This window comes from Pseudarthrobacter sp. SL88, assembly GCF_026672455.1.
Lineage (GTDB): Bacteria > Actinomycetota > Actinomycetes > Actinomycetales > Micrococcaceae > Arthrobacter.
In genome coordinates this window covers 2,328,458-2,341,419 of the sequence record NZ_JAPPRD010000001.1, presented here as the reverse complement: position 1 = coordinate 2,341,419, position 12,962 = coordinate 2,328,458, and the positions used below count along the sequence as shown (strand labels likewise).

Genomic DNA, 12,962 nt, shown 5'->3' with positions numbered 1-12,962 from the left:
TTACATGCATGGTCTTCATGCCCACGCTGCTGCAGATGTTCCCGGGAGCGTACGACAAGGAGGATCCAGGTGAGTCCTAAAGGTGAAGCAGGCGGGCTGAAGCAGCCCACGGCCGGTGCCGCCGTGCCCGTAAGCGGTGCCCAGGGCCTCCTCTTTACCGAAGACCTCCCTGTCCTGGACGAGGACGCCGGCTACCGCGGTCCCACCGCCTGCAAGGCGGCCGGGATCACTTACCGGCAGCTCGATTACTGGGCCCGGACCGGCCTGGTGGAGCCGGCCGTACGCGGCGCGGCAGGGTCCGGCTCGCAGCGCCTCTACGGCTTCCGCGACATCCTTGTCCTCAAGGTGGTCAAGCGTCTCCTTGATACCGGGGTCTCCCTCCAGCAGATCCGCACCGCTGTAGAGCACCTGCGCGAACGCGGCGTGGAAGATCTCGCCCAGATCACCCTGATGAGCGACGGCGCCAGTGTTTATGAATGCACCTCGGCCGACGAAGTTATCGACCTCGTCCAGGGCGGCCAGGGCGTCTTCGGCATTGCAGTGGGCCGTGTATGGCGCGAGGTGGAGGGCAGCCTGGCATCACTGCCGAGCGAACATGCCGCCGAACAGACGTTCCCTGACGACGAGCTCAGCAAGCGGCGGGCCGCACGCAAGATCAGCTGACCCGCAACCCTTAACGAACAGGGGCCGCACTCCTCCCGGAGGAGTGCGGCCCCTGTTCGTTAAGGGTTCGTCTCTAGCGTGCGCGGCTTCGGAGGCCGCTGCCCGCAGCCATCAGGTTGGCCAGCAGCTCATCGAACAGGGCGGCAGCGGACTTGGCGGAGTCGCCGGGCCAGTGGTGCACCGGATGCGCAGCACCCTGGATCTGCTGCCAGTTGGCCTGCTCCGGGATCCGCGGACTCAGCAGCAGCTCGCCAAACATCGACTCCATCTCGGCCAGCCGGTAGGTGTGCTCGGAGGAGCCGGTCCGCACCCGGTTGGCGACGATTCCGGCCGGTGACAGGTTGGGCGCGAACTCCTGCTTGAAGAGCTGAATGGCACGCATGGTGCGCTCCGTTCCGGCCACCGAGAAAAGCCCGGGTTCGGCCACGAGTGCCACCTTGTCGCTGGCGGACCACGCCATCCGGGTGAGGCCATTCAGCGACGGCGGGCAGTCGATCAGCACCAGTTGGTAGTTGCCTGCGCCGGCCAGGACCGCGGTGAGCCGGCGAAGGTCACGGCGGCCAAGGTCCGGACGGTCGTAGATCCCCGTATAGGCGGAGCCGACGGCGACATCCAGGACCGCGGGGCCGGAACCGTTTGAGTGGGCGCGGGAGCTCCAATTGCTCCGCACCACGTTCTCGGCGAGTTTGGCACGTCGGGGGCTCTTGAGCATCCGTCCGATATCAAGCTGCTCGCCGGGCTGCACGCCCAGGGCAGTGGTTGCGTCCGCGTGGGGATCGAGGTCCACCACAAGGGTCCGGATTCCCGCGGCCAGCGCCGCAGACGCCAATCCTGTGGTGACGGAAGTCTTGCCGACTCCACCCTTAAGGCTGCTGATGCTGACTACTTGCACTTGAGAGACCAAAACCTAACGCCGGATGCCGTGTTGAGGGTAGTGTTTGCTCCGGCGGAACCGAAGCCGGACGGTCCTGCCGCCCTACTCATCATATGTGGATGCCGCGCTGAATCCTGCTTTATGGGTGCCCGGCATGGCACTGGCGGTGCAAGCGGGGCTGATCAGGACGGCCCGGCCCAAACCGATCAGGACATGACGGGGAAATCTGTGATGGCTGACACAAAGATTTGTGTTTGTCCTTGTGGGTCCTAGACACTGTGACCACTCACCGATCCACCCGCAATGATGCAGGAGAAGTATGTTTTCCAAAGTTCTGGTGGCCAACCGCGGCGAAATCGCGATCAGGGCCTTCCGCGCCGGCTACGAGCTGGGCGCCAAGACCGTTGCCGTCTTTCCCAATGAGGACCGAAACTCGATCCACCGGCAGAAAGCGGACGAGGCGTACCTGATTGGCGAGGAAGGGCATCCCGTCCGGGCATACCTGGACGTCGCCGAGGTGGTGCGGGTTGCCAAAGAGGCCGGCGCCGACGCCATCTACCCCGGGTATGGCTTCCTCTCGGAAAACCCGGACCTTGCCCGCGCTGCCAAGGAAGCCGGCATCACGTTCGTGGGTCCGCCGGCCGAAGTCCTGGAACTCGCCGGAAACAAGGTGGCAGCACTGAAGGCGGCCCGCGCGGCCGGCGTACCGGTGCTGAAGTCCAGCGAGCCGTCCAAGGACCTGGATGAACTGCTTGCCGCCGCTGATGAGATTGGCTTCCCCATCTTCGCTAAGGCAGTGGCCGGCGGCGGAGGCCGTGGCATGCGGCGGGTGGACACCCGGGAAGACCTTCCCGAGGCCCTGAAATCAGCGATGCGCGAGGCGGACGCGGCCTTCGGCGACCCCACCATGTTCCTGGAACAGGCCGTCCTGCGCCCCCGGCACATCGAGGTGCAGATTCTCGCTGACGCCGAGGGCAACGTGATGCACCTCTTCGAACGGGACTGTTCCATCCAGCGGCGGCACCAGAAGGTCATCGAAATCGCGCCCGCCCCTAACCTGGACGAAAACATCCGCCAGGCCCTGTACCGTGATGCGGTCAAGTTTGCGCAGGCCCTGAACTACGTCAATGCGGGCACGGTTGAATTCCTGGTGGACACCGAAGGCGAGCGGGCAGGCCAGCACGTCTTCATCGAAATGAACCCGCGCATCCAGGTGGAGCACACGGTCACCGAGGAAGTCACGGACGTGGACCTGGTCCAGGCCCAGATGCGGATCGCCTCCGGCGAAACCCTCGCCGACCTTGGGCTCTCACAGGAGACCGTCCACCTCAAGGGTGCTGCCCTGCAGAGCCGCATCACCACCGAGGACCCGGCCAACGGCTTCCGGCCCGATGTTGGAAAGATCACCGGCTACCGCTCCGCAGGCGGCGCAGGCGTACGGCTCGACGGCGGAACCGTCTACTCCGGCGCCGAGATCAGCCCGCACTTCGACTCCTTGCTGGTGAAGCTCACCTGCCGGGGCCGGGACTATCCCGCCGCCGTGGCCCGCGCCCGCCGCGCCCTCGCCGAGTTCCGGATCCGCGGCGTGTCCACCAATATCCCCTTCCTGCAGGCCGTGCTGGACGACCCCGATTTCATCGCAGGCGACGTCGCCACCAACTTCATCGACCAGCGCCCGCAACTGCTCAAGGCGCGGGTGTCCGCAGACCGCGGCACCAAGCTGCTGACCTGGCTGGCCGATGTTACCGTCAACAAGCCGAACGGTGAACTGACCGTCCACTCCAACCCGGCCGACAAGCTTCCGTCCGTCAAGGGCCAGGAGGCAGGGCCGGGTTCCCGCCAGAAACTGCGTGAACTGGGACCGGAAGGTTTCGCCAAGGCCTTGCGGGGGCAGACCGCCGTGGCCGTCACCGACACCACCTTCCGCGACGCCCACCAGTCGCTGCTCGCCACCCGGGTCCGCACCCGCGACCTTGTGGCTGCCGGACCGGCAGTCAGCGCCCTGACGCCGGAGCTGCTGTCCGTTGAAGCCTGGGGCGGGGCCACCTACGACGTCGCCCTCCGATTCCTCGGCGAAGACCCCTGGGACCGGCTCGCAGCACTGCGGGAAGCCCTGCCGAACATCTGCATCCAGATGCTGCTCCGCGGCCGCAACACCGTGGGCTACACCCCTTACCCTGAGGAAGTCACAGAGGCCTTCGTCAATGAGGCTGCGGCCACCGGCATCGACATCTTCCGGATCTTCGACGCCCTGAACGACGTCAGCCAGATGGCCCCCGCCATCCGGGCCGTCCGCGCCACCGGTACCGCTGTCGCGGAAGTGGCACTCTGCTACACCGGCGATCTGCTGGATCCGGCGGAAAAGCTGTACACGCTGGACTACTACCTGGCACTGGCCCAAAAAATCGTTGATGCCGGCGCCCACATCCTGGCTATCAAGGACATGGCCGGCCTGCTTCGCCCGGCTGCGGCCGCCAAACTTGTGGCCGCACTCCGCGAACGCTTCGACCTGCCCGTACACCTGCACACCCACGACACCGCGGGCGGCCAGCTGGCAACCCTGCTGGCTGCCGTGGACGCCGGTGTCGACGCCGTGGACGTGGCTTCAGCCTCCCTGGCCGGCACTACCAGCCAGGTGTCGGCCTCGGCCCTGGTGGCGGCGCTGGCCCACACGCCGCGTGACACCGGTCTGAGCCTTGACGCCGTCAGTTCCCTGGAACCGTACTGGGAGGCCGTCCGCAGGGTGTACGCACCGTTCGAGTCGGGCCTGCCCGGTCCCACCGGCCGGGTCTACAAGCACGAGATCCCCGGCGGCCAGCTTTCCAACCTCCGCCAGCAGGCCATGGCACTGGGCCTGGGGGAGCGGTTCGAAGCCATCGAGGACATGTACACGGCCGCTGACCGGATCCTCGGCCACTTGGTAAAGGTGACGCCCTCATCCAAGGTGGTGGGTGATCTCGCCCTGCACCTGGTGGGCCTCAACGCCGATCCCGCGGACTTCAACGAGAACCCGCAGAACTACGACATCCCCGACTCCGTCATCGGATTCCTTTCCGGCGAACTCGGGGACCCTCCCGGAGGGTGGCCGGAGCCCTTCCGCACTAAGGCCCTCCAGGGACGCAGCATCAAGGTCCGCGACGTCGAGCTCAGCGCCGAGGACAGTGCCGCGCTCAAGTCCGACTCCAAGACCCGCCAGCACACCCTGAACCGGCTGCTGTTTGCCGGCCCCACCAAGGACTACCTGAAGAGTGTCGAGACCTTCGGCAACATCTCTGTCCTGGACACCCGCGACTACCTGTACGGGCTGCAGCAGGGCACCGAGCACGAGATCACGCTGGAGCGCGGCGTCCGGCTGATTGCTTCACTCGAAGCAGTCTCGGAACCGGACGAGAAGGGCATGCGCACCGTGATGTGCACCCTCAACGGCCAGTCCCGGCCCGTGGTGGTGCGGGACCGGTCAGTGGTCAGCAACGTCAAGGCTGCCGAGAAGGCGGATCCGGCGCAGCAGGGCCACGTCGCCGCGCCGTTCGCCGGGGCCGTCACCGTCACCGTGAAGGCGGGAGACACGGTGAACGCCGGCGATACCGTGGCCACTATCGAGGCGATGAAGATGGAAGCTTCCATTACGACGCCGGTGGGCGGCAAGGTGTCCAGGCTGGCCATCTCCGCGGTGGAGCAGGTTCAGGGCGGAGACCTGCTCCTGGTTGTGGAGCAGTAGCCCGGTCCAGCACGTAAGGCAATGAAAAGGTCCTCCCGGCAGCAGCCGGGAGGACCTTTTCGTCCTGAGCGCAGCAGTGCTTGGGTCAGGAGCGGGGTGCCGAGTACATCTCCTCGATAATGGCCTCGAAATCCTTCATCACCTGTGCCCGCTTTACCTTCATGGACGGCGTCAGGTGTCCGGACGCCTCGGTGAAGTCGGCCGGAACGATCCGGAACGACTTGATGGCCTCGGCCTGGGACACAGACCCGTTGGCGGCGGTGATCAGGTCCTGCACCGCTGCCTTGACCACAGGGTTCTCTGCTGCCTCCTCCAGCGAGGTGCCGGCTGGAAGCCCGTGCCGCTGGAGCCAGCCCGGCAGCGCCTCCTGGTCAAGGGTGACCAGGGCGCCGATGAACGGGCGGTTGTCACCCACTACGAGGACCTGCGAGACCAGGGCGTCGGCCCGGATCTGGTCTTCCAGCAGGGCGGGGATCACGTTCTTGCCGCCGGCCGTTACGATGATCTCCTTCTTGCGGCCGGTGATCCAGACAAAGCCGTCCTCATCGAGCCGGCCGATGTCTCCGGTACGGAACCAGCCGTCGTCGAACGTGTCCGCGGTGAGGTCGTCGCGCTTGTAGTAGCCGCGCATCACGCAGACGCCCTGGGTGAGGATTTCACCGTCTTCGGCGATCTTTACGGCGTTACCGGGCAGCGGCTTGCCCACGGACCCTATCTTGATCCGGGACGGGGTGTTGACCGAGATGGGGGCAGTGGTTTCGGTCAGGCCGTACCCCTCGAGTACCTGCATGCCGATGCCCTGGAAGAAGTGGCCCAGGCGTTCGCCGAGCGGGCCGCCGCCGGACACGGCGTGGGCCACATGGCCGCCCATCGCTGCGCGCAGCTTGCCGTACACCAGCTTGTCGAACAGCGCATGGCGGAGCTTGAGGCCCAGCCCGATGCGGCCTTCCTGGCGTGCTTTCGAGTACGCGATGGCGGTATCGGCGGCCCGGTGGAATATGGCGCCCTTGCCGCCGTCCTCCGCCTTGGTCATGGCCGAGTTGTAAACCTTTTCGAAAACCCGTGGCACGGCCAGGATGAAGGTGGGCTCGTAGCTCTGCAGGTCCGCGAGCAGGTTTTTGATGTCCGGCGTGTGCGCCACGGTGGTCCCGGCAGCCATGGCAAGGACGGAGATGAACCGTGCGAAGACATGTGCCAGCGGAAGGAACATGATGGTCTTGGCGTCCTCGTGGACGATTTCGCCGATGATGGCCAGGGCGTTGTCCGAGAGCTCCACGAAGTTCCCGTGCGTCAGCTCGCAACCCTTGGGCCGCCCGGTGGTGCCGGATGTGTAGATGATGGTGGCCGTATCGGCGAGGCCGGCAGTACTCCGCCGCGACTCGAGCTCTTCATCGCTGACGCCGCGCCCGGCCTCGCGGAGGGCATCCAGGCCGTCGCCTTCCAGCTGCCAGACGTGCTTCAAGTCGGTGAGGCCTTCGGCGTTGACAGCCTGCAGGATGATGTTTTCGTGGTGTGCGGATTCGCCGAATGCGGCGACGGCCCCGGAATCACCAAGGTTCCAGGCCACCTGGGACGGGGACGAGGTCTCATAGATTGGAACCGAGATGGCGCCCGCAAACCAAATGGCGAAGTCCACCAGGGACCATTCGTAGCGGGTCCGGGACATGATTCCCACGCGGTCGCCGGCACCCACGCCACTGGCCATCAGACCCTTAGCCAAGGCGTTAACGTCAGCCAGGAAATCGGTGGCGGAGACGTTCTGCCAGGAGCCGGATGCGTCAAGGCGGGAAAACAGTGCCGGGTTGCTGGCCTTTTTGGCCTGCCGCAGCAGCAGGTCGGTGATGTTGGTCTCCGGTGGAACAACAACAAGGGGCGGAACACTGAATTGGCGCACTATAGCTCCTTTGATATCCGTCGTCCCGCAGGGGGCATGTAACAAGCCTAGTATGCCGCCGCAGGACAGTGCTGTATCTAAAGTTACTGGCCAGTAACTTAGCCGTCAATGCGGCAGCGGCGGGTCCGGAGCCAGCGTGCCCCGGCTCCGGAGGCCCGGCCGCGAGCCTAGACTTGGGGACTATGTACGCACCGCCCTCCGGCGACCAGGCCGGCCACCTCCGTCGATCCGCGCCGTGGAAGCGGCGGTCCGCCCCGTACCGTGCCACATCAGGGCAGGGAAAAGGTTCCCGGGGGCGGGCGCGCCTGGGCCGCAGGGGATTGGCGATCGGTATCGACATCGGCGGCACCAAGGTGGCTGCAGGTGTTGTGGACGAGGAAGGCCGGATCCTCAGCGAAGCCCGCCGCACCACGCCCGGCACCGATCCCCGGGCTGTGGAACGGGTCATCGTGGAACTGGTCGAAGAGCTCGGCAGCGGGCGGCGGATCCGGTCGGTGGGCATCGGGGCTGCGGGCTGGATGGACCTCGACGGCGGCACTGTCCTTTTCAGTCCCCACCTCGCCTGGCGGAACGAGCCCCTGCGCGCCAACCTCCAGCAGCTCCTGCGGCGCCCGGTGCTGCTGGCCAACGACGCCGACGCCGCCGCGTGGGCCGAGTGGCGGTTCGGCGCCGGGCAAGGGGAAAGCCGCCTGGTATGCATCACCCTTGGCACCGGAATCGGTGGGGCCATGGTGATGGACGGCCGGGTGGAACGCGGCCGCTTCGGCGTGGCCGGTGAGTTCGGCCACCAGGTCATCATGCCCGGCGGCCACCGCTGCGAATGCGGCAACCGCGGCTGCTGGGAACAATATGCCTCCGGCAACGCCCTCGGCCGGGAAGCGAGGATCCTTGCCAGCAGCAACTCGCCCATGGCCCAGGACCTTCTGGCTGCGGTCGGTGGCCGCGCAGAGACCATTACCGGAGCCATCGTCACCGAACTCGCCCTCGCCGGGGATACGGCATCGCGCGAACTGATCGAAGAGGTAGGGGAGTGGCTCGGCCTGGGGCTTGCCAACCTGGCGGCCGCCCTCGACCCAGGACTGTTCGTCATCGGCGGAGGCCTGTGTTCAGCAGGCGATCTCCTCGTGGAGCCCGCCAGGAAGGCATTTGCCAGGAACCTGACGGGCCGTGGCTTCCGGCCGGCCGCCGGTATCCAGTTGGCCCACCTTGGACCCAACGCCGGCCTGATCGGTGCCGCCGACCTCTCCCGCGTGAGCGGCAGGGTCCGCAGCTGACTGCTCAGACCCGGGCGCCGTCGTCGTCCTCGTCCTTCTCCTGCGGAAGCTTCATGATGAGGTACACCGTGCCGGCAACAAATGCAGCAACGATGCCCCAAATGGCCAGCACGGGCGCCGATCGCCAGAACATGGTGGACAGCAGCAGCGCAATGGGCCCGCCGACTGCGGCCAGCCAGGCCAGCATTGTCATGGGGTCTGTCCCGGAAAGGCTGGGCGGCTCACCGGGCACGAAGTCGCCTCCGTCATCCTCAACGCCGTAGTCGCGCGGGCCGGCCGGCGGCGCCTCCGGCGTATCGTCATCGCGCGGCTCTCCGCGTTGGCTGTCCAGGCGCTCGGCGGCCGAACGTTCCATGGGTGCGGCACCGGACAGATTGAGGGGATCAAAGTCACGGAAGGACGCCGGCCCGGGCGGCTTGGCAACAGAATCCGGCACGTTGCGCTCCGGCGGAGGAGTGTCCGCCTCCAGCCGCGCCACCAGGTCGAGCCAGACGGCGTCGTCCTGGTTGGCGCCCTGGTCCGCGGATCCGGAATCAGGCCTGTTCATTTCCGGCCTCCCCGGAGCCCGCGGGAGCCGCCACGCCGGGTGCCAGCGCAGCAAGCGTTGCCCGGATGAAGTCCACCGAACCCTGGAATATCTGTTCGGCATCGTTGTCCATGGTGGCCACGTGGTAGCTGTTATCCAGCCGGACCAGGTCCAGGGGCGCATGGGTCAAGCCGCGGCGCAGGACGGAAATGCTGGAGTCCGACACCACATGGTCCACGGCGGACCGATAGACCTGCACCGGTGCCGTGATGCGGGGGAGCAGCCGGGCGGTGTCCTTGAACATTTTGTTCAGTTCGTGTGCTGCGGCGACGGGAGTGCGGGGATAAGCGCCTTCGTCGATACCCGCCTTCAGGATGTCGTTGGCGATGGCAGGGGTGCTCTTCATGACCAGCTTCAGGATGCCTGCCAACGGAGCGCGCGGGTCATCAATCACCAGCCCGGGGTTGACCAGGACCACGCCGGCCACCGGCCGCGTGGCAGCGACCCGCAGCGCAAGTGCCCCGCCCATACTCAGCCCGGCAGCGAAAACATGGTCGCATTCGGCGTCGAGTTCAAGGAACGCATCATCCAAGGCGCCGTGCCATTGTTGCCACCGCGTGCGCGACAGTTCCTGCCAGCTCGTGCCATGGCCCGGCAGGAGCGGCATCCGCACCGCGAAGCCGGCCCCGGCAAGCGCCTGCGCCCAGCCGCGCAGGCTGTGCGGGCTGCCTGTGAACCCATGCGACAGCACTACGCCTGCCCGTGGCCCCGAGCCGCTGGTGGCACTGCTAAAGGGACTGTGGTCCGGGCCGGCAGTCATGGGGTCTCCGAAGGGCTGGATTGGCGGGCATGGTCGCGGAAGAACCCGCTTGATCGGGTGAAGATTTCCGGCGCGTCAACGTCCAGCGTAGCCACGTGGCCACTGCCCGCAAGTTCAATCACCTCTGTCACCCTGTCGCGCAGCCGTGCCCTCAGCAGTTCCAGGGAGGTGGGCGGTACCACCTCATCGGTCACGGATTTGAAGACCTGCACCGGTGCCGTGACCGCAGGCAGTTCCCGAAGTGTTGCGTTGAACAGCTTCTTGAGTTCGTGCACTGCCGCCAGGGGTGTCCGCGAGTAGTCGCCGTCTTCCGTGGCGGGCGCCGTCGAATGTTCCTCCGGAACGGGAATGGTGGTGCGCTGGAAGAACTTCAGCAGCCCGATCACCCGGACGCGCCGGTCATAGAAACTCAGGCCGGGGTTGACGATGCTCACGCCGGCCGTCTTATGCCGGGCGGCGGTGAGCAGGGCCACCGCACCGCCCATGGACAGGCCCGCCACAAAACAGGTGGATGTCTTGGCGGAAAGATCGAGGTAGGCCGCCTCGAAACTGCCGAACCAATCGCGCCACCCCGTCTGGGCGAGTTGCCGCCAGTCCGTTCCGTGGCCGGGCAGCAGGGGGACGGTTACCGCATAGCCTTGGGCGGCGAGATGCTCCGCCCACGGCAGCACGCTGAGCGGGCTGCCCGTGAAGCCGTGGCAAATGGCGATGCCGATGTCCGCATTGGGGCCATGGCCGGGATAACTGAACGCGGCGGGGCGGGGCGGTGTGCTGCTTTCAGTCATGCCTACATCGTGTCACTGTTCCGGATAAATCTCACTAGAGTAGGGTTGCATCTGAACTGCTGAAACAGGCCCGGAGCGGAGCCTGGGGCCGACCTTCCGAGAGGTTCACCGCGTGTTTTATTGGGTCATGAAGAGGATTTTCCTCGGTCCTGTTCTGAAGCTTCTTTTCCGCCCCTGGGTCAAGGGCCTGGACAACATTCCGGCCGAGGGCGCCGCGATCATCGCCTCAAACCACCTCTCGTTTTCCGACTCGATCTTCATGCCACTGATGGTCCGCCGCCCGGTGGTCTTCCTGGCCAAGTCGGAATACTTCACCGGCACCGGAATCAAGGGCCGCCTGACCGCGCTCTTTTTCCGGCTCACCAACCAGTTGCCCATGGACAGGTCCGGCGGCGCAGCTTCTGCGGCCTCCCTCAGTGCCGGCATGGACGTGCTGACCCACGGCGGCCTGCTGGGGATCTATCCGGAAGGGACCAGGAGCCCCGATGCCAAGCTGTACCGGGGCAAGGTGGGTGTTGCCAGGCTGGCCCTCGAGGCCGGGGTCCCCGTTATCCCCGTGGCGATGATCGGCACGGACAAGGTGCAGCCCATCGGAAAACGGCTCCCCAACATCCGGCGGATTGGGATGATTTTCGGTGAACCGCTCGACTTCAGCAGTTACCAGGACCAGGCCGGGGACCGTGGCACCCAGCGGACGGTGGCGGACCGCATCATGCTGGAACTGCAGCGGCTGTCGGGGCAGGAATACGTGGACGAATACGCTGCCGTGGTGAAGCTGCGCCTCGCCGGCAAGCCCGGCGAGCCTGCCGCCTCAGCGGAGCCACTGGAGTCGCCGCCGGCTGGCGGAGAGTCCGGCGGGGAGCCGGCGGCACACTGATCGGGTGCCCGGAGGATGGGTGTCCCGGCGCCGCCCATCCGTTGTGACGCAGGGGCCGGGAACCGTGACGGCACGGTGTCCAGCCGACCTGCGCGGACGCTAGTCTTAGATGGTGACTCAGCTATCTGCAAACCCCGCCTTTCCGCTGTCCGGCAACTCCCAAAGCGGCGCCGCCACCTATCCCGGACTTGACGACTGGCGCGGGCTGCCCATCTCGCAGCAGCCCAGCTGGCAGGACAGGGACGTGTTCGATGCCTCCGTGAAGGAGCTTTCGGTGCTTCCGCCGCTGGTGTTCGCCGGCGAAGTGGACGTACTCCGGGAGCGCTTGGCCGCCGCAGCGCAAGGCAAGGCGTTCCTCCTACAGGGCGGCGACTGCGCGGAGACCTTCGAGGCAGCCACGGCAGACAAGATCAGCGCCCGGGTGAAGACCATCCTCCAGATGGCGGTGGTGCTGACCTACGGCGCGGCCATGCCAGTGATCAAGATGGGCCGGATGGCAGGACAGTTCGCCAAGCCCCGCTCCTCCAACCATGAGACCCGGGACGGCGTGACCCTGCCGGCCTACCGGGGCGACATCGTCAACGGATATGAATTCACCCCCGAGTCCCGCGGCCACGACGCGTCCCGGATGCTGCGGGCCTACCACACGTCCGCGTCCACCCTGAACCTCATCCGGGCCTTCACGCAGGGCGGTTTCGCCGATCTCCGGTCCGTCCACCAGTGGAACAAGGGCTTCACCGAGAACCCGGCGCACGCCCGCTACGAATCCCTGGCGCGCGACATCGACCGCGCCATTAAGTTCATGGACTCCTGCGGCGCGGACTTCGAGGCACTCAAGCGGGTGGAGTTCTTCGCCAGCCACGAAGCGCTGCTGCTCGACTACGAACGCGCACTGACCCGGATCGACTCGCGGACGGGCTTCCCCTACGACACATCGGCCCACTTCCTGTGGATCGGGGAGCGGACCCGCGAACTCGACCACGCCCACGTCGACTTCCTGTCGCGGGTGCGCAACCCCATCGGCGTGAAACTCGGCCCGTCCACCACCGGCGACGACGCCCTGCGGCTCATCGACAAGCTGGACCCGGAACGCGAACCGGGCCGCCTGACCTTCATCACCCGCATGGGAGCCGGCAACATCCGTGAAAAGCTGCCCGCCGTCGTCGAAAAGGTCACGGCGTCCGGCGCTCAGGTCCTGTGGGTCACCGACCCCATGCACGGCAACACGGTCACCTCACCGAACGGGTACAAGACCCGCAACTTCGACGATGTCATCGACGAGGTGCGCGGCTTCTTCGAGGTGCACCACGCCCTGGGCACGGTACCGGGCGGCCTGCACGCCGAGATGACCGGTGACGACGTTGCGGAGTGCCTGGGCGGCGCGGACCCGATCGACCAGGACGCGTTCCTGGACCGCTACGAGTCTGTCTGCGATCCCCGCCTGAACCACATGCAGTCACTCGAAATGGCCTTCCTGGTGGCCGGGGCACTCGCCAAAAACTGACTGGAAACCCCGTGGGCCGCGCGTTTT

At 66.4% G+C, this 12,962-nt stretch carries 10 protein-coding genes; 5 read left to right on the top strand and 5 right to left on the bottom strand.

The features are described from left to right. Window positions 1–69 precede the first annotated feature (69 nt). Window positions 70–663, top strand: coding sequence for a MerR family transcriptional regulator (locus tag OVA06_RS10645; protein ID WP_045732426.1), 594 nt, complete (start codon window positions 70–72; stop codon window positions 661–663). Window positions 664–736: 73 nt separating this feature from the next. Here OVA06_RS10645 and OVA06_RS10640 read toward each other — a convergent pair whose 3' ends face one another. After that, on the bottom strand, window positions 737–1,555 hold the full coding sequence (locus OVA06_RS10640; protein WP_056077613.1) for a ParA family protein: 819 nt from the start codon (window positions 1,553–1,555) through the stop codon (window positions 737–739). Window positions 1,556–1,856: 301 nt separating this feature from the next. On the opposite strand from OVA06_RS10640, the gene OVA06_RS10635 reads away from it, so the two are divergent. Then, window positions 1,857–5,255 carry a pyruvate carboxylase gene (locus tag OVA06_RS10635; protein ID WP_268158161.1) on the top strand — a complete coding sequence of 1,133 codons (3,399 nt, stop codon included), beginning with the start codon at window positions 1,857–1,859 and terminating at the stop codon, window positions 5,253–5,255. A gap of 85 nt (window positions 5,256–5,340) precedes the next feature. Here the strand turns inward: OVA06_RS10635 and OVA06_RS10630 are convergent, their stop codons facing one another. Continuing rightward, the gene (locus tag OVA06_RS10630) at window positions 5,341–7,149 is read right to left on the bottom strand and encodes an AMP-dependent synthetase/ligase (protein WP_268158159.1); all 1,809 of its coding nucleotides are present in this window, start codon (window positions 7,147–7,149) and stop codon (window positions 5,341–5,343) included. Window positions 7,150–7,331: 182 nt separating this feature from the next. On the opposite strand from OVA06_RS10630, the gene OVA06_RS10625 reads away from it, so the two are divergent. Continuing rightward, a complete protein-coding gene (locus OVA06_RS10625; RefSeq protein ID WP_056077603.1) occupies window positions 7,332–8,423 on the top strand; it encodes an ROK family glucokinase in 1,092 nt (363 codons plus the stop codon). 4 nt (window positions 8,424–8,427) lie between these two features. Here OVA06_RS10625 and OVA06_RS10620 read toward each other — a convergent pair whose 3' ends face one another. Genes OVA06_RS10620 through OVA06_RS10610 form a run of 3 tightly spaced genes read right to left on the bottom strand, consistent with a single transcriptional unit; the run spans window position 8,428 to window position 10,554 of the window. Further along, entirely contained in the window at window positions 8,428–8,970 is a 543-nt protein-coding gene (locus OVA06_RS10620; RefSeq protein WP_268158157.1) for a hypothetical protein, read from the bottom strand. Further along, a complete protein-coding gene (locus tag OVA06_RS10615; RefSeq protein ID WP_268158155.1) occupies window positions 8,957–9,769 on the bottom strand; it encodes an alpha/beta hydrolase in 813 nt (270 codons plus the stop codon). Before OVA06_RS10615 ends, OVA06_RS10620 begins: the two co-directional genes overlap by 14 nt. Beyond that, on the bottom strand, window positions 9,766–10,554 hold the full coding sequence (locus OVA06_RS10610; RefSeq protein ID WP_056077594.1) for an alpha/beta hydrolase: 789 nt from the start codon (window positions 10,552–10,554) through the stop codon (window positions 9,766–9,768). The genes OVA06_RS10615 and OVA06_RS10610 overlap by 4 nt, the downstream gene beginning before the upstream one ends. A gap of 112 nt (window positions 10,555–10,666) precedes the next feature. Here OVA06_RS10610 and OVA06_RS10605 point away from each other — a divergent pair, with 112 nt between their 5' ends. Both OVA06_RS10605 and OVA06_RS10600 read left to right on the top strand, forming a co-directional pair. Then, window positions 10,667–11,431 (top strand): lysophospholipid acyltransferase family protein, encoded by a 765-nt coding sequence (locus tag OVA06_RS10605; protein ID WP_268158153.1) that lies wholly within the window; start codon window positions 10,667–10,669, stop codon window positions 11,429–11,431. A gap of 109 nt (window positions 11,432–11,540) precedes the next feature. Beyond that, window positions 11,541–12,935: a class II 3-deoxy-7-phosphoheptulonate synthase gene (locus OVA06_RS10600; RefSeq protein WP_268158152.1), complete on the top strand. Its 1,395-nt coding sequence runs from the start codon at window positions 11,541–11,543 to the stop codon at window positions 12,933–12,935. The last annotated feature ends 27 nt before the right edge of the window (window positions 12,936–12,962 follow it).